The organism is Pseudomonas sp. 9.1(2019) (assembly GCF_009910445.1).
GTDB classification, from domain to species: Bacteria; Pseudomonadota; Gammaproteobacteria; order Pseudomonadales; family Pseudomonadaceae; genus Aquipseudomonas; species Aquipseudomonas paraversuta.
The window spans coordinates 165,665-182,836 of the sequence record NZ_VBWF01000004.1 but is presented as its reverse complement, the minus strand read 5'-3'; the positions used below and the strand labels follow the sequence as shown (position 1 = coordinate 182,836).

Annotated in this window: 16 protein-coding genes; 7 read left to right on the top strand and 9 right to left on the bottom strand. The window is 60.9% G+C overall.

The window, feature by feature from the left end:
- Positions 1–2: 2 nt before the first annotated feature.
- The 6 genes from FEZ21_RS05410 to FEZ21_RS05385 all read right to left on the bottom strand — a co-directional run bounded on the left by FEZ21_RS05410 (position 3) and on the right by FEZ21_RS05385 (position 7,867).
- A complete protein-coding gene (locus FEZ21_RS05410) occupies positions 3–773 on the bottom strand; it encodes an electron transfer flavoprotein subunit beta (RefSeq protein WP_004419540.1) in 771 nt (256 codons plus the stop codon).
- Between the two features lie 103 nt (positions 774–876).
- Positions 877–2,088 carry an electron transfer flavoprotein subunit alpha/FixB family protein gene (locus tag FEZ21_RS05405; RefSeq protein WP_160626613.1) on the bottom strand — a complete coding sequence of 404 codons (1,212 nt, stop codon included), beginning with the start codon at positions 2,086–2,088 and terminating at the stop codon, positions 877–879.
- Positions 2,085–4,028 (bottom strand): dimethylglycine demethylation protein DgcB, encoded by a 1,944-nt coding sequence (dgcB, locus tag FEZ21_RS05400; protein WP_160626611.1) that lies wholly within the window; start codon positions 4,026–4,028, stop codon positions 2,085–2,087. The genes FEZ21_RS05405 and dgcB overlap by 4 nt, the downstream gene beginning before the upstream one ends.
- Before the next feature lie 125 nt (positions 4,029–4,153).
- Complete coding sequence (gene dgcA, locus FEZ21_RS05395) at positions 4,154–6,214, bottom strand: dimethylglycine demethylation protein DgcA (protein WP_004419549.1); 2,061 nt, start codon at positions 6,212–6,214, stop codon at positions 4,154–4,156.
- 15 nt (positions 6,215–6,229) lie between these two features.
- Entirely contained in the window at positions 6,230–6,760 is a 531-nt protein-coding gene (locus FEZ21_RS05390; protein ID WP_004419551.1) for a 4-vinyl reductase, read from the bottom strand.
- Positions 6,761–6,889: 129 nt separating this feature from the next.
- Positions 6,890–7,867: a dipeptidase gene (locus FEZ21_RS05385; RefSeq protein ID WP_004419552.1), complete on the bottom strand. Its 978-nt coding sequence runs from the start codon at positions 7,865–7,867 to the stop codon at positions 6,890–6,892.
- Positions 7,868–8,086: 219 nt separating this feature from the next.
- Between FEZ21_RS05385 and FEZ21_RS05380 the strand changes: the two genes are divergently transcribed.
- On the top strand, positions 8,087–8,488 hold the full coding sequence (locus tag FEZ21_RS05380) for a lysozyme inhibitor LprI family protein (RefSeq protein WP_004419553.1): 402 nt from the start codon (positions 8,087–8,089) through the stop codon (positions 8,486–8,488).
- 48 nt (positions 8,489–8,536) lie between these two features.
- Positions 8,537–8,953, top strand: a complete 417-nt coding sequence (locus FEZ21_RS05375; protein WP_004419555.1) for a DUF3010 family protein — start codon at positions 8,537–8,539, stop codon at positions 8,951–8,953.
- Here FEZ21_RS05375 and FEZ21_RS05370 read toward each other — a convergent pair.
- Positions 8,950–9,885 carry a GlxA family transcriptional regulator gene (locus FEZ21_RS05370; RefSeq protein WP_127196517.1) on the bottom strand — a complete coding sequence of 312 codons (936 nt, stop codon included), beginning with the start codon at positions 9,883–9,885 and terminating at the stop codon, positions 8,950–8,952. The genes FEZ21_RS05375 and FEZ21_RS05370 overlap by 4 nt on opposite strands.
- A 165-nt stretch (positions 9,886–10,050) precedes the next feature.
- Here FEZ21_RS05370 and choX point away from each other — a divergent pair, with 165 nt between their 5' ends.
- The 5 genes from choX (at position 10,051) to FEZ21_RS05345 (ending at position 14,023) form a co-directional block, all read left to right on the top strand.
- Positions 10,051–10,977, top strand: coding sequence for a choline ABC transporter substrate-binding protein (choX, locus tag FEZ21_RS05365; protein WP_004419560.1), 927 nt, complete (start codon positions 10,051–10,053; stop codon positions 10,975–10,977).
- 73 nt (positions 10,978–11,050) lie between these two features.
- A complete protein-coding gene (locus FEZ21_RS05360; RefSeq protein WP_004419561.1) occupies positions 11,051–11,938 on the top strand; it encodes a 3-keto-5-aminohexanoate cleavage protein in 888 nt (295 codons plus the stop codon).
- Positions 11,939–12,069: 131 nt separating this feature from the next.
- Complete coding sequence (locus tag FEZ21_RS05355; protein WP_004419563.1) at positions 12,070–13,035, top strand: L-carnitine dehydrogenase; 966 nt, start codon at positions 12,070–12,072, stop codon at positions 13,033–13,035.
- A 12-nt stretch (positions 13,036–13,047) separates the two neighbouring features.
- Positions 13,048–13,530 (top strand): thioesterase family protein, encoded by a 483-nt coding sequence (locus tag FEZ21_RS05350; RefSeq protein ID WP_004419565.1) that lies wholly within the window; start codon positions 13,048–13,050, stop codon positions 13,528–13,530.
- A 235-nt stretch (positions 13,531–13,765) separates the two neighbouring features.
- Positions 13,766–14,023: a hypothetical protein gene (locus tag FEZ21_RS05345; RefSeq protein WP_004419567.1), complete on the top strand. Its 258-nt coding sequence runs from the start codon at positions 13,766–13,768 to the stop codon at positions 14,021–14,023.
- Positions 14,024–14,127: 104 nt separating this feature from the next.
- On the opposite strand, the gene FEZ21_RS05340 is transcribed toward FEZ21_RS05345, so the two are convergent.
- On the bottom strand, positions 14,128–15,231 hold the full coding sequence (locus FEZ21_RS05340; protein ID WP_004419569.1) for a GlxA family transcriptional regulator: 1,104 nt from the start codon (positions 15,229–15,231) through the stop codon (positions 14,128–14,130).
- A 444-nt stretch (positions 15,232–15,675) separates the two neighbouring features.
- The gene (locus FEZ21_RS05335; RefSeq protein WP_160626609.1) at positions 15,676–17,052 is read right to left on the bottom strand and encodes an L-serine ammonia-lyase; all 1,377 of its coding nucleotides are present in this window, start codon (positions 17,050–17,052) and stop codon (positions 15,676–15,678) included.
- Positions 17,053–17,172: the final 120 nt, after the last annotated feature.

The following is a 17,172-nucleotide window of genomic DNA, read 5'->3' as shown; positions in this document are numbered from 1 at the left end:
ACTCAGCGCACCACGCCTTCTTCGATCAATAACTTCAAAATCGCCTGTGCACCCTCTTCGCTGCTCAAGCCTTTGAGTATTTGACCGCTACCACCAGTGGCCTTGGCTGTGGCTGCTTTCATACGGTCGGCGGCACTTTTGGCCCTGATCACTTTGAGACGCTTTGGCCGGGGTCTGGCGGGCTGGAAAGCACCCACTGTGGATAACTCATCAACAATCACCTCAACCACTTCGGCATCGACCACCCCACGGGTAGCCGGGCCATAGGCACTTTGGCGGGCCTTGGGGGCGGCGTTATCCACAGTGGCCATGAACGGCAGGCGCACCTTGAGCCGGCGCCGCTGACCACGGGGCAATCCCTGCAACACCAGCGCGACACCGTTGTGGATAGATTCAACCTGAGCCACCCCCACCACCAGCGGCCAGCCCAGTTGCTCGGCCAGCAGATACGGCAACATGCCCGAGCCTTCGCCGGTTTCCGCCTGGCTGCCCGCGAGTACCACCTGCACCCCGGCTTCGCGGATGTAGTCGCGCAATACCGGCAGCGCATCGGCCCCGTGCGCCTGCTCAAGTACGTGAAGCTCTTCCAGGCCCATGCCCAGATACGCGCGTAGCGCCGGCTCATGGGGGTTGCCCGCATGCAGTACATGCAGGTTATCCCCAGCCAGTTGCAGGCCGAGTTCGACAGCCCGGGCATCCTGTTCAGCGCGGCGGGCCCGGCCGGAAGCCGGGTGGGCGCCGATTGAAACCAGTGCAACGGTGGCAATGGTCATAAGCGAATCTCCAAAACTGTAAACAGACTGTAGGAGCGAGCTCGCCTCGCGATCTGTTTAAAAGCTCGCGAGACAAGCTCGGTCCTACAGGGGTTCAGGACAATCAGGCGGCATCGCGCCTGGCGCTCTTGCGCCAGTTATCCACAGCCGCAATCAACGCCTGCAGAATTGCCGCACCGTCACCAATCACCGAAAGATCAGCGCGCTTGATCATGTCGCAACCCGGATCAAGGTTGATCGCCACCACCTTGTCGCACCCGCCAATCCCTTGCAGATGCTGGATCGCGCCGCTGATGCCGACCGCAACATAGACCCGGGCGGTAACCCAGGTACCGCTGGCCCCGACCTGACGCTCACGCCCCATAAAGCCGTCATCCACCGCCACCCGTGACGCGCCTTCGGTGGCCCCCAGCGCTGCTGCAGCCCTGTGGAAAAGTCCCCAGTCCTTGATCCCGTTACCGCCGCTGAGGATAAACTCGGCCTCTGCCATGGGCGTCGCCGCAGGATCCACCGCAACCGCACCCAGGTCTTCAATCCGGGGCAGGCAACGCGGCGCATCTGTGGATAACTGCACAGGCAATGCTTCATGCAGGGTTTCACTGACCGACTCGGCGCACTCGGCAGCGGCCAGGATCAACCGTGGCAATGGCTGCGCCAGATCCTGCAAGCCGGCCCCGGCTCGTCCCAGACAGGTTCCGTCCTTGATTTGCCACACCCGGGTGGCCGGGCGCTGGCCCAGGCTCGCAGCCAGACGACGGCCCAGTTCTGCACCGCCATTGCGGCTGTCGGGCAGCAACCAGTGTCTGGGCGCGAACTGGTTATCCACAGCCCGTAAATCGTGAACCCGTTGCTCCGGTGCATAACCTTCGCTGTCCAGTAACAACAAACGGTCTACCCCGGCCCTGGCAAAGGCCGTTTCTTTGCACTCGCCAAACACCACTGCCAGCACCGCGCCGTCGCTGCCCGCCAGTTGCCGGGCCAGGCCAAGCACATCGCGGTCGTGACTGGCGAGGCGGCCACCGGCCATATCCGGTACCACGCAGATATAAAACGCCGGCGCCGGCACCTGATGCAGCGGCAATTGCACTTGCTCACTGGCCGCGCGTTTGACCGTGCCGCCCTGTTGCGCGCCACTGCGATCGATCCGCTTGATGCCGTTGGGGCCGATAAACCCCAGCCCATGTACATTTTTGCGCAGCACCCCGTTGGGCCCCATCCAGCTGGCGGATGCCGGCTGCATGGCGGCATGCAGCGGGTGCAGGCGGTTGCGGGCGATCCACTCGGCCCGCGGGTCGCGGCGGATAATGTCACTCATACCATCACCTCCGGGGCTGCGCGGCTGGGCGCTTTGGCGGGCACGATCGGTTCAATCAGAGCTTCAGCCACCAGTTCGGCAATGTCCTTGATCAGCGGCCGTGGCTCGACCACGCCTTCGAGCATGGCCGTGCATTGCGGGCATCCCACCGCCACACGCTCGGCGCCGGTCTCGCGGATGTCGTCCATGCGCATGTCGGGAATCCGTTGTTTGCCGGGGATGTCAGTAATGGGGGCACCACCGCCGCCGCCACAGCAGCGTGAGCGAAAGCCCGAGCGCTGCATCTCTTTGACTTCAATGCCCAGCGCGCGCAATACCGCGCGGGGAGCCTCGTATTCGCCGTTGTAACGCCCCAGATAACAGGGGTCGTGATAGGTCACGCTGCCGCCCGTATCCGCGTTCAGGGCAAGAGCGCCCTGGTCGATCAGTTCGGCCATGTAAGTGCTGTGATGTTGCACCAGGTACTCACCGCCAAAGGCGCCATATTCATTTTTCAGTACGTGGAAACTGTGGGGATCGCAGGTCACGATGCGTTTGAAACGGTATTGCCCCAGGGTCTGGATATTGCGTCGGGCCAGCGCCTGAAAGGTCGCTTCGTCGCCCAGACGCCGGGCCACGTCACCGCTGTCGCGCTCTTCGAGCCCCAGTACCGCAAAATCGACCCCGGCGGCTTTCAGTACCTTGACGAATGCCCGCAGGGTGCGTTGGTTACGCATGTCGAAGGCGCCATCACCGACCCAGAACAGCACGTCCACCGAGGGTTTATCGCGCATCAGATCAAGGTTCAGGTCTGCAGCCCAGTTCATCCGCCCGCCCGGTGCAAAACCGCCGGGGTTGTCGGTGGCGATCAGGTTGTCCAGCACCTGGGCGCCGTTGTTCGGGGTTGCACCTTTTTCCAGGGTCAGGAAGCGGCGCATGTCGACGATGGCATCCACGTGCTCGATCATCATCGGGCACTCCTCAACACAGGCACGGCAGGTGGTGCAGGACCACAGGGTGTCCGCATCCACCAGACCGTCAACTATGGGTTGATGCGTGTTGCCGCCATGTTCACCAACGGGTTTGCCCGGGTACGGGCTGCCGGCAAAGTGCGCATCGGTACCGCCCGCAAGCCCCACCACCATGTCCTGAATCAGTTTCTTCGGGTTCAACGGCTGGCCCGCAGCGTAGGCCGGGCACGCCGCTTCGCACTTGCCGCATTGCACGCAGGCGTCAAAACCCAGCAGCTGGTTCCAGGTGAAGTCCTTGGGTTTTTCCACCCCCAGGGGCGCGCTGCGATCATCCAGGTCCAAAGGCATCAAGCCGGTAGAACGGCCACCGCCAAAGCGCTCGGCGCGCCGATGCCAGGCCAGGTGCAAAGCCCCGGCGAAGGCGTGCTTCATCGGCCCGCCCCAGGTCATGCCGAAGAACAGCTCCGCCACGCCCCACAGCACTCCCACCCCCAGCAGGGTTGCCAGCAACCAGCCGCCAAAGTCCTGGGGCAGCAAACCGGCGACCGGCAAGGTGAGGATAAAAAAGCTCAGCGAAAATGCCAGCAGGCTTTTTGGCAGCCGCATCCACGGGCCTTTGGACAGGCGGGCCGGTGGATTGAGGCGACGTTTGAACACAAAGAGCGCGCCGACAAACATCAGCGCCGTGGCCACCAGCAGGGCGTATCCGAGGATGCGGTTATGCAGCCCCAGGCCATGCACCAGAATCGCCAGCAACGCCGCCAGTACAAAACCCCCGGCAGTGGCAACGTGGGTATTGGCCATGTACTTGTCACGGGCGACCACGTGGTGCAGATCAACCATATAACGCCGGGGCATGGCCAGCAGGCCAGCGAGCAGATCGACCCTGGCCGGGCGGCCACGACGCCACATATGCATCCGCCGCACGGCGCCGATGACGGCCAGACCGAGGGCAGCGAATAACAGAACTGGGAGAACAATATTGAGCATGGTGAAGCTCCCGAAGACCTCAGGGGTTGCGCAAATCCTGTGGGAGCCGGCTTGCAGGCGATGTTGCTGGCAGTTGCCTATGCCTCATCGCCGGCAAGCCAGCTCCCGGAGTTATTCACACGTGCTTAGAAATCCTTGCACAACCTGAGTGCGTCATAGATCGCGGCATGTACGTTGCGCTGGGCCACGCAGTCACCGATGCGGAACAGCAGGTAACCGTCCCCCGGCTCGCTCAGGCACGGTTGCGGCTTGATCGCAAACAGCGCTTCGACGTCGATCTGGCCCTTGTTGCGCGAGTCCGGTTTAAGCCCGTAATACAACTCTTCATCCGGACGCACGCCATTCTCGATCACCACCTGGTCCACCACCCGCTCTTCCCTGGCGCCGGTGTATTCGTTCTCCAGAACGGCAATCAGCTTGTCGCCTTCGCGGTAGACCTTCTCCAGCATCATGTCCCCGGTCATGATCACTTCCTTGGGGTACAGGCTGCGGTAGTAGGTGGGGAATGAGGTGCCGCCAATCGCCACCCCGGGCTTGGTGTCGTCGGTCACGATCTCGACCTGGGCACCTTTGTCGGCCATGAAGTCGGCGACGGACATGCCGGTAAACTCGCAGATGGTGTCGTACACCAGCACGTTCTTGCCCGGCTCGACCTTGCCGTCGAGCACGTCCCAGCTGCTGACCACCAGCCCTTCGGCAGCGCCCCAGTGTTCGTTCTGTTCCACAAACGGATGCCCGCCCACGGCCAGCACCACGATGTCGGGACGCAGATCGAGAATGGTCGCCGGGTCTGCCGCAGTACCCAGGCGCAGATCAACGTTCAGGCGCGCCAGTTCCAGCTGGAACCAGCGGGTAATGCCGGCCATCTGGTCCCGTTGCGGGGCTTTGGAGGCGGTAGTGATTTGCCCGCCGATGACATCCTTTTTCTCGAACAGGGTCACGTCGTGACCCCGTTCCGCGGCTACCCGCGCCGCCTCCATGCCGGCAGGCCCGGCGCCGACTATCACCACCTTGCGTTTGGCCCCGGTACTTTTCTGGATGATATGCGGCACGCCCATGTATTCCCGGGAGGTGGCGGCGTTCTGGATACAGAGCACGTCCAGGCCCTGGTACTGACGGTCGATGCAGTAGTTGGCGCCCACGCATTGCTTGATCTGGTCGATCTGGCCCATTTTGATTTTGGCGATCAGGTGCGGGTCGGCGATGTGGGCACGGGTCATGCCCACCATGTCCACGTAACCGCCTTCCAGAATCCGCGTGGCCTGATTCGGGTCCTTGATGTTTTGCGCATGCAGCACCGGGGCCTTGACCACTTCCTTGATCCCGGCGGCCAGGTGCAGAAACGGCTCCGGTGGAAAACTCATGTTGGGGATCACGTTGGCCAGGGTGTTGTGGGTATCGCAACCCGAGCCGACCACGCCGATAAAGTCGAGCATGCCGGTGTCGTCGTAGTACTTGGCGATTTGTTTCATGTCCTCGTGGCTCAAGCCATCGGGGTGAAATTCGTCACCGCACAGGCGAATGCCGACGCAGAAATCCGGGCCGACTTCGGCACGCACGGCCTTGAGCACTTCGAGGCCGAAGCGCATGCGGTTTTCAAAACTGCCGCCCCATTCATCAGTGCGTTTGTTGACCCGCGGGCTCCAGAACTGGTCAATCATGTGCTGGTGCACCGCCGACAGTTCGACCCCGTCCAGCCCGCCTTTCTTGGCGCGCCCTGCCGCACTGGCGTAGTTGCCGATCACGCGCCAGATTTCTTCTGGCTCGATGGTTTTGCAGGTGGCACGGTGCACCGGTTCGCGCACCCCGGACGGCGACATCAGGGTCGGCCAGTTGAAGCCGTCCCAGCGTGAGCGGCGGCCCATGTGGGTTATCTGGATCATGATCTTGGCGCCGTGCTTGTGCATGGCATCGGCCAGGTTCTGGAAATGCGGGATGATGCGGTCGGTGCTCAGGTTGACCGAGCTCCACCACTCCTGGGGGCTGTCGATGGCCACCACCGATGAGCCCCCGCAAATCGCCAGGCCGATACCGCCCTTGGCTTTTTCTTCGTAGTACTGCACGTAGCGCTCAGTGGTCATGCCGCCATCGGTGGCATACACCTCGGCGTGGGCAGTGCTGAGCACGCGGTTGCGGATGGTCAGTTTGCCGATTTGAATCGGCTCAAACATTGCTTCGAACGCCATATCCCGATCCTCGACTTACAACGGCTTGACGATAAACAGGCCGTGGTCGTGGCCCTCTTCCGATCCGCTATAAATCTGCTCGGCGCGGGTGCGAATGTGGCTGCCACGGGCCTGCAGAATCTGATCCATGGCGCCGGCAAACCAGCCGGTGAACATGTAATCGACCTTGCGCCCGACCTTGCCGTACACGTAGACGAAACAGGAGTGCTCGAGCTTGATGGTGGCAGTGCCTTTATCGAGGTCGATGTCCTGGATTTCGAACAGGCCCCAGCCACGCTGGGACAGACGCTTCATGTAGTGCTCGAACACCGCGACCCCTTCCAGGCCGTGGCACTCGGCTTCTTTTTCGCACCAGTGCCAGGCGGATTTGTAGCCGGCCTTGTAGAGGATTTCGGCGTAGGCGTCAGCGCCCAGCACCTCCTCGATGCCCATATGGTTGTTGACGAAAAAATGCCGTGGCACATAGAGCATGGGCAGGGCGTCAGAGGTCCAGACACCGGTTTCACTGTCGACTTCGATAGGCAATTGCGGGGCGATTTTAGCCATGGAACAAAACTCCAGAAATTCAACAAATCTATGTAGTCGCTGCCGCAGGCTGCGAAGGGTTGCGAAGCAGCCCGTTTTTCAAGAAGTCCTCATCGCAGCCTTCGGCAGCGACTACGAGGAGCTGTTCGGCTATTCGCCCCAGACGTCCTTGAGCACGTTGACCCAGTTTTCGCCCATGATTTTGCGCACCACGCGCTCGGGGTGACCGCGCTTGAGCAGGGTTTCAGTGAGGTTGGGGAACTCACCCACAGTGCGGATGCCCAGCGGGTTGATGATCTTGCCGAAGCTGGTCAGACGCCGGGCATAGCCCTTGTCGTGGGTCAGCATTTCGAAGAAGTCCTGACCGTGACCCTGGGTGAAGTCGGTGCCGATACCGATCGCATCTTCGCCGACGATATTCATCGTGTACTCGATGGCCTGGGCATAGTCGTCAATGGTGGAGTCGATGCCCTTGGCCAGAAATGGCGCGAACATGGTCACCCCGACAAACCCGCCGTGGTCGGCGATGAATTTAAGTTCGGCGTCGGATTTGTTGCGCGGGTGCTCTTTGAGGCCGGACGGCAGACAGTGCGAGTAGCAGACCGGTTTCTTCGATTCGAGGATCACCTCTTCCGAGGTTTTTGAACCCACATGGGACAGGTCGCACATGATCCCGACGCGGTTCATTTCGGCCACCACTTCGCGGCCAAAGCCCGAGAGCCCGCCATCACGTTCGTAGCAGCCGGTGCCCACCAGGTTTTGCGTGTTGTAGCACATCTGCACCACGCCAACTCCGAGCTGCTTGAAGATCTCGATATAGCCCAGCTGGTCTTCAAAGGCGTGGGCGTTCTGGAAGCCAAAAATGATACCGGTCTTGCCCTGCTCCTTGGCCCGACGAATATCCGCAGTGGTTTTTACCGGGATCACCAGGTCGCTGTTTTCGCGAATAAGGGTCTGGCTGGCCACAATATTATTGATCGTGGCTTGAAAACCCTCCCACACCGACACCGTGCAGTTGGCTGCTGTGAGGCCGCCTTTACGCATGTCTTCGAACAGTTCGCGGCTCCATTTGGCAATGATCAGCCCGTCGATAACGATGCTGTCTGCGTGCAACTCGGCTGGGCTCATCAGGCGTCCCCTTATGGGCGCCGAATCGTCTGCCGGCGCTTTGGGGCCAGCATAGGCTCGGGGTTAAAAACAGCCGGGTGCAAAAGCGACAGCGCAATTGCCGAAAGCGTCAATCCGCGACAAAGCCCTCGGCGCCAAAGTAATGACCTATGCTGCGTGGCTGTTCTTTGGCCCACGCTTAAGCCAGAATCCGTCCCATCTATGGATTAGGAAGCCGCAATGAAATCGATTCTCCTGGCCTTGGCGTTGATCACAAGCGGTGCGTACGCAGCCGATGATGCCGACTACAACCCGTGCGATGCGGTGGAAAACGACCAGCAAACACTGGCGTGTTCGGCGTACAGCAAGAATGCGGCCGAGCTGTTGCTGACCGAAAATTACGAAGCCCTGCAGACGCGAATGAACTCGATGTACGGCTCAAACGCAACTCAGCTCAATAACATCATCAGCAAGATCAAGACCGCTCAGGCGCTGTGGTTGCACCAGCGTGACGCCGACTGCGCGATTGTGGTGTTCCCTGCCACATCCGGCACCGAGACCTTCAACATTGCCCAGAACGACTGCATGGCCCGCATGAGCGATGATCGTTCGGAGTTTCTGGAATCGATCGGGCAGGAATAACCACCCTGCTCCCACAGATCAGATGCCTTATTTAAATCCAGGGTTTTTATGACTATTTGCGGTATCGATATCAAAGGCAGCGAAGCGATCTTCGCCGTCGCCACCCAGGGCCCCGACGGTCTTCAACATCTAGCCATTGCGACCAAGAAAATCGCCCTCGACGATGATGACGATGCCCTCAACGTCAAAGCCTTCGCCGCGCAGGTCACAGCCTTTGTGAAGACCAACGCCATCACCCGCATCGCGATTAAAAAGCGCAGCAAAAAAGGCGAGTTCGCCGGCGGGCCGACCACCTTCAAAATCGAAGGCATCATCCAGTTGCTGGACGCTTGTGAGGTGCAATTGCTGTCACCGCAAACCCTCAACGCGCAATTCAAAAAGCACGCTTTCGAGCTGCCCGCCTCGCTGAACAAATATCAGCATGATGCGTACAAGGCTGCGTGTGCGGCGCTGCTCAAGGGTTAACCGACCCGGTCCTGTCGCGGTGCACAGGCAAATCGCGCGCGATAGCTGCGGGTGAAGTACGACGGTGATTCAAAACCGCAGGCCAGGCTGATATCCAGCACGCTCATGTCGGTCTGGCGCAGCAGTTGCCGGGCTTTGTGCAGGCGCAGGCCAAGGTAGAAGTTGCGCGGAGTATCGTTCAGGTGCAGGCGGAACAGGCGCTCCAGCTGGCGCTGGGTGACGTTGATGCTCAGTGCCAGTTGCGAAATGCTCAGGGGCGGCTCGGTGTGCTGCTCCATCTCGCCAATCACCTGCACCAGCTTCTTGTTACGGATGCCGTAACGCGTGGCAACTTGCATGCGCTGGTGATCCTTGCGCGGGCGGATACGCCCGAGCACGAACTGCTCTGATACCTCGATAGCCAGTTCCGGGCCGTGCGCCTGGGCAATCAGATCGAGCATCATGTCGATAGAGGCCGTACCGCCCGCGCAGGTAATCCGTCGGCGGTCGATTTCAAACAGCTCTTGCGTGACCTGTAACCGCGGCCATGATTCCTTGAACGCCTCCAGCGCTTCCCAGTGCAGGGTCAGACGATAGCCGTCGAGCAGGCCCGCCTCGGCCAGCACAAAACTGCCGGTATCGATCCCGCCCAGGCTTACCCCTTCGCCGTCCAGACGCCGCAGCCAGTGAATCAGTGCCGGCGTGACATGGGCCAGTGGCTCGAAACCGGCCACCACCAGTAACGTCGCCCCTGCGGTGAGCGCCTCCAGCCCTGCCTCGGCATTGACCGACATGCCGTTGCTCGCCGGTACCGCGCCACCGTCGCTGCTCAGCACGTGCCAGCGGTACAGCTCGCCGCGAAAGCGGTTGGCCACCCGCAGCGGCTCAATCGCAGAAATAAAGCCCAACGAGGAAAAGCCGGGCAGCAGCAGGAAATAGAAGTCCTTGGGCATGGAGGCGCTCGTGCAGTCAGTTCGCAGGATTGAAACACACTCAGGTCGCTACAGTGCAAAAGCCCGTCGCTCCAGTGCGGTTAAGCAATACCCGACCTCGGTAACTTGGCGTCACGGTGCACAAAGACACCGGCTACCTAATAACAACCTGCCGAGGCCCGCTCCATGAAACGACTGATCAGCTGTTGCTTGTTGGTACTCAGCCCCTATGTGCTGGCTGGCGAAGATCCATCGTGCAAGAACGTACGCATGGGCGTGGTCAACTGGACCGATGTGATCGCCACCAGCGCCATGGCGCAAACCCTGCTCGACGGTCTCGGCTACAAAACCAAACAGACCAGCGCCTCCCAGCAAATCATCTTCGCCGGGATACGTGACAACCGGCTGGACATGTTTCTGGGCTACTGGAACCCGATCATGAACCAGAGCATCACCCCCTTTGTCGATGCCAGACAGGTGACGGTGCTGGCCGAGCCCAGCCTTAAAGATGCCAAGGCCATGCTCGCCGTGCCGACCTATATGAGCGACAAGGGGCTTAAAAGCTTTGCTGACATTGCCCGATTCGAAAAAGAACTGGGGGGCAAGATTTACGGGATTGAACCGGGCTCCGGTGCCAACACCCAGATCAAGGCCATGATCGAGCAAAACCGCTTTGGCCTGGGCAAGTTCCAGCTGGTGGAATCCAGCGAGGCCGGGATGCTTTCGGCCGTGACCCGCGCGGTCAACCGCAATGAACCGATTGTGTTCTTTGGCTGGACCCCGCACCCGATGAACATCAACCAGAAAATGACCTACCTGACCGGCAGTGAAGACGCACTGGGCCCGAATGAAGGCCTGGCCACGGTGTGGACAGTGACCACGCCGGACTACGCCAGCCGCTGCCCGAACGTCAGCCGCTTGCTGAGCAACCTGACCTTCAGCGCCGATGACGAGAGCCGCATGATGCAGCCGTTGCTGGATCACAAAGACGCCCGGGCATCGGCCCGCCAGTGGCTCAGGGACCACCCGCAAGACCAGCAGCGCTGGCTCGAAGGTGTTACCACAGCGGACGGCAAACCCGCTGCAGGGAACCTGAAACTCAGCGCCAAATAATTCAACACCGAGCCCCACGGCCGCCGCCTGCAACGGCAGCGGCGTGGCGCTCTACGCCCAAAGGAAATGCCCCATGAACCACGACGTCATCATCACTTGCGCACTCACCGGTGCCGGCGACACCAGCGCCCGCAGCCACCTGGTACCGATCACGCCCAAGCAAATTGCCGACGCCGCCGTGGAAGCGGCCAAGGCCGGAGCCACAGTGGTGCATTGCCATGTGCGTGATCCGAAAACCGGTCAGTTCAGCCGTGATGTGGCGCTGTACCGCGAACTGATGGAGCGCATCCGCGAGGCCGACATCGACATCATCGTCAACCTCACGGCCGGGATGGGCGGTGACTTGCACATCGGCCCCGGCGAGAACCCGATGGAGTTTGGCCCCAATACCGATCTGGTCGGGCCGCTGACCCGTCTGGCACACGTCGAAGCCTTGCTGCCGGAAATCTGCACCCTGGACTGCGGCACCCTGAACTTCGGTGACGGCGACACCATTTACGTTTCTACCCCGGCGCAGCTGCGGGCGGGGGCCAAGCGCATTCAGGAGCTGGGGGTCAAAGCCGAACTGGAGATTTTCGACACCGGCCATCTGTGGTTCGCCAAGCAAATGATCAAGGAAGGCCTGCTCGACGATCCGCTGTTCCAGCTGTGCCTGGGCATCCCCTGGGGTGCTCCGGCAGACACCACCAGCATGAAAGCCATGGTCGACAACCTGCCCGCCAATGCGGTGTGGGCCGGGTTCGGCATTGGTCGCATGCAAATGCCCATGGCTGCCCAGGCGGTCTTGCTCGGCGGCAACGTCCGGGTCGGGCTGGAAGACAACCTGTGGCTGGATCGCGGGGTACTGGCGAGCAACGGACAGCTGGTGGAGCGTGCCGCAGAAATCCTCAGCCGCCTTGGCGCCAGGGTGCTGACCCCGGCTGAAGGCCGGGTAAAGATGGGTTTGAGCCAGCGCCACTAACCCATCTTTACCCGGCCCACCTGCCCCCCCTGTAGGAGCGAGCTTGCCTCGCGAGCTCTTCAGCGAAACAGCGAAACAGCGAAAAGCTCGCTCCTACAGGTTTTCGACCGAATTTTGATCAGGAATCGCCCATGACCTTTATCACTAACATCAAAACCTTCGCCGCCCTTGGCAGCGGTGTCATTGGCAGCGGCTGGGTCGCCCGCGCACTGGCCCACGGCCTCGACGTGGTGGCCTGGGACCCTGCCCCCGGCGCCGAAGCCGCCCTGCGCAAGCGCGTGGCCAAGGCCTGGCCGGCGCTGGAAAAAAGCGGCCTCGGCAAAGGCGCGTCCCAGGACCGCCTGCGCTTTGTCAGCACCATTGAAGAATGTGTACGCGACGCCGATTTCATTCAGGAAAGCGCACCCGAGCGGCTCGATCTCAAACTCGAGCTGCACAGCAAAATCAGCGCTGCCGCCAAACCCGATGCACTGATCGGCTCCAGCACCTCGGGCCTGCTGCCCAGCGAGTTCTACGAGACATCTACCCATCCCGAGCGCTGCATCGTCGGCCACCCGTTCAACCCGGTGTACTTGCTGCCGCTGGTGGAAGTGGTGGGCGGACAAAAAACTGCACCACAAGCCATTGCGGCTGCGATCGAGGTCTATAAATCCCTGGGCATGCGCCCCTTGCATGTGCGCAAGGAAGTACCGGGTTTTATCGCTGACCGCTTGCTCGAAGCCCTGTGGCGCGAGGCGCTGCACCTGGTCAATGACGGGGTGGCAACCACTGGCGAGATCGACGATGCCATTCGCTTTGGCGCCGGTTTGCGCTGGTCGTTCATGGGCACATTCCTCACCTACACCCTGGCCGGTGGCGATGCGGGCATGCGGCACTTCATGAACCAGTTCGGCCCGGCCCTGAAACTGCCGTGGACCTACCTGCCGGCGCCGGAACTCAGCGAAAAACTGATCGACGACGTGGTTGAAGGTACAACTGAACAACTGGGCAGCCACAGCATTGCCGCGCTGGAGAGCTATCGTGACGATTGCCTGCTGGCGGTGATGGAAGCGGTGAACGCGACCAAACTCAAACACGGCATTGCCATCAACGATTGAGCGAGGTTCTGCATGCCCATCCTCACCACCTACAGCACCCCCGTTCTTGAAGAGTGGGTCGATTACAACGGCCATTTGCGGGACGCGTTTTACCTGCTGATTTTCAGCTATGCCACCGATGGGCTGATGGACCACCTGGGACTCGACAGCCAGAATCGCGAAGCCAGCGGCCATTCGCTGTTCACCCTGGAAGTGCACATGAACTACCTGCACGAAGTGAAGCTCGGCGCCCGGGTCGAAGTGCGCACCCAGATCATCGGCCATGATAAAAAGCGCCTGCATCTTTATCACAGCCTGCACCTGATCGGCGAAGAGCAAACCCTGGCCGGCAATGAGCAAATGCTGCTGCATGTCGACCTTGCAGGTCCGCACTCGGCACCGTTCAGCGAACATTCACTGGCGTTGTTGCAGGCAATAGAAACCCGCCAGGGAGACCTGCCCAAACCGGCTTATGTGGGCAGGGTGATCGGTTTGCCCGGCACCGCCAGGGCATGAAAAAAGCCCCGGACCTGCCGTGACAGGTTCGGGGCTAACTCTGTGTGATGCCGAGAGGGTGACCAAACCATCGACGATGCCGCGAAAGTCAGTGTGCACAGCCCAGTGCACCGGCACTTAGCCGAAAACGACCTGCGCTTAGGCATCCCGGACATATCGTCAGACCGCCCCTTGCCCCCTTGCCCAAGCCGTACCAGAATCGAGTTCGATCGCGCCTCTGTAGAAGGATAAAAAAATGATGCACGCGGATTTGATTGATGAGCAAGACCTGCTGGGCCAACTGCGCTCACTGGGGTTTGAGGTGTCTGGCAGCGCCGAGCAAGCCTGTACGACGGTGGTCTGTGGACTGAATGAAACCAATGCTCGCGCACTCAAGGGCCTGGTAGAAAAACTCTACACCGGCAGCGCGACCATTTTGCCGGCGGTGCGCCAGGCCATAGATCAACAGCTGCTGCCGGGGCTGGCGCAATTCAAGCAAAGCAAAATGGCCTGACCCCACCTCTGCCTGCCCCAACCTCTGCAGGAGCGAGCTTGCCTCGCGAGCTCTTCGCTGAAATGCTCGCGAGCAAGCTCGCTCCTGCAGAAGGCTTTGCGGCGTTACAGTCGTACGCTGGCAAAGGTCGATTCGTTGCGCGCCTGATTCAAGGCAGACATGGGGCCGGCCAGCGGCGTCATCAGCAGTGACTGCGGAATCGGGATCAGGGTTGTCTGTTGCGCGGTGTTGGAGCCCACTCGCTCATCCCGTGGCGGAATACCGAAATACTCGCGGTAACACTTGGAGAAATGCGGGGTAGAAACAAAGCCGCACACCGCTGCCACTTCAATGATCGACATGGGTGTCTGCTTGAGTAACTGCCGCGCCCGTACCAGCCTCAGCTTGAGGTAGTAACGCGATGGCGAGCAGTGCAAATACTTCTGAAACAGGCGCTCCAGCTGACGTCGCGATACGGTGACATACACCGCCAGCTCATCAAGGTCGATGGGCTCTTCGAGATTGGCCTCCATCAATGCCACGATTTCCTGCAGCTTGGGCTGGTTGGTGCCAAGCATGTGCTTGAGCGGCACCCGCTGATGGTCCTGTTCGTTGCGAATGCGTTCATACACAAACATTTCCGAAATGGCCGCCGACAGCTCACGGCCATGATCGCGGCTGATCAGGTGCAGCATCATGTCCAGCGGTGCGGTACCGCCCGAACTGGTAAAGCGGCTACGGTCGAGGGTAAACAGGCGGGTACTCATGGCGACCCGCGGAAAGGCTTCCTGCATGGAGGCCAGACATTCCCAGTGCACGCTGCAATCAAAGCCGTCCAGCAGACCGGCGTAGGCCAGGGCCCAGCTGCCGGTGCATACGGCGCCCAGACGGCGCGATTGGCGCGCCTGGCTTTGCAACCATGAAACGTGCTCGCGGGTAACAGTGCGTTGAATACCGATACCGCCGCAAACAATCACCATGTCCAGTGCCGGGGCCTTGTACATGCTTGCATCGGGGGTTACTTGCAGGCCGTCGCTGGCCCATACCTGACTGCCATCTGCGGTGAGGGTGCTCCAGCGATACAACTCGCGACCGGACAGCTGATTGGCCATGCGCAAGGGTTCTATCGCGGAAGCCAGGGAAATGAGCGTGAAATTGTCCAGCAGCAGAAAGCCGATGGATTGAGGCGTACGGTTCTGGGGTTGAACCCCGGAGTTGAACGACGTCATCGCGATATCTCCTCACACAATGCGGGTGATGGCCCCAGGCACAGGCTCTTGTTATTGCCCTCGTTTGACGGGGCTTTGCAATCACAACGCAAATGCCATGCCTAAACTTGAATGACCATTCAACTAAGCCTGAAAACGACGTCGCAATGTGTCTGCGCGGGTATTGACCAAACCGCTGACAAGCATTGTTTAAAAGGACCCGACACGCACAGCCCGGCGCTTTTGAGCACATTGGTAGCACTTGTGGGAAGGCGGCAGAAACAGAGCCGTGACGGAATGTCACCAAGCGCACGAATGCGCCAAAAGAGATCGGTGTGCGCTGAAACAGCGCGCGGAAAACCTGACTACAAACCTGTAGGAGCGAGCTTGCTCGCGAGCTTTTGATCTTGAAAGCTCGCGAGCAAGCTCGCTCCTACAGGAGGGGGCGACCCAGTGATCCGGTGCTCAGCACTCCACCGCGCTGACGGCCAGCCCGCCCCGTGAGGTCTCTTTGTATTTGTCGTGCATGTCGGCACCCGTATCGCGCATGGTGCGGATCACCCGGTCCAGCGAGATAAAGTGCTGGCCATCGCCACGCAAGGCCATTTGGGCCGCATTGATGGCTTTGACTGCAGCGATGGCGTTGCGCTCGATACAGGGCACTTGCACCAGCCCGCCCACCGGGTCACAGGTCAGGCCCAGGTTGTGCTCCAGACCGATTTCGGCCGCGTTGCACAGTTGCTCGGGGGTGGCACCCAGGATTTGCGCCAGCCCGGCGGCGGCCATGGCGCAGGCTGAACCGACCTCGCCCTGGCACCCGACTTCGGCCCCGGAAATGGAGGCGTTCTTTTTGCACAGAATGCCGATCGCCGCCGCGCTTAATAAATAGTCAACCACATGGGCTTCGCTGACCTCGTCGCTGAATTTCATGAAGTAGTGCAGTACCGCCGGGATGATGCCCGCCGCGCCGTTGGTGGGCGCCGTGACCATGCGCCCGCCCGCTGCGTTTTCTTCGTTGACCGCCAGTGCAAACAGGTTGACCCACTCCATGGCGCTGAGGGTCGAGCCGATGACATTGGGTTTGCCCAATTCCTGCAAGCTGCGGTGCAGGCGCGCCGCGCGGCGACGCACATACAAACCGCCGGGCAGGATGCCTTCATGCTTCAGCCCCTGCTCCACGCAGTCCTGCATGGCGCGCCAGAGCTTGATCAGGCCACAGCGGATCTCCTCTTCACTGCGCCATGTGCGTTCATTGGCCATCATCAGGGCCGCCACGCTCAGGTGATGTCTGGCGCACAGTTCGAGCAGCTCGCCAGCGCTGGAGAAGTCATAGGGCAACAGGGTCCGGTCCATGTCCAGCACACCGCTGGCCGCTTGCGCAGCGTCCACCACAAAGCCGCCGCCCACCGAGTAATAGCTGTCGCGATGCAGCTCGCCCTGTTCACTGGCGGCGACCAGCGTCATGGCATTGGGATGAAACGGCAGGTTTTCGTCGATCAGGCGCATGTCTTGCGCCCACTCGAACGGGACTGGCAGATAACCGTCGAGTAGCAGGGTCCGGGTCTCGCGCAACTGTTCGATGCGTTGGCCAATGCAGGCCGGGTCGATGACGTCCGGCCATTCGCCCATCAGGCCCATGATCACTGCATTGTCGCTGCCATGGCCGATCCCGGTGGCAGACAACGAGCCATAAAGCTGCACTTCGATACGCCGTACCTGTTGCAGCTGGCCGCGTTCGCGCAAGCCCTGCACAAACAGCGCCGCCGCCCGCATGGGCCCGACCGTGTGGGAGCTGGAGGGACCGATGCCGATCTTGAACAGGTCAAACACGCTGATAGCCATGAGCACAAAGCCTCGGGGGTGAATGCCCGCACTATGGGCGGTTTTCAATCAGCTAAAACGTCCAGCTACGACCCGGCTTTGCCTGCCAGCGCCCTCGCCGTTTTATACGGTGCAGACAGC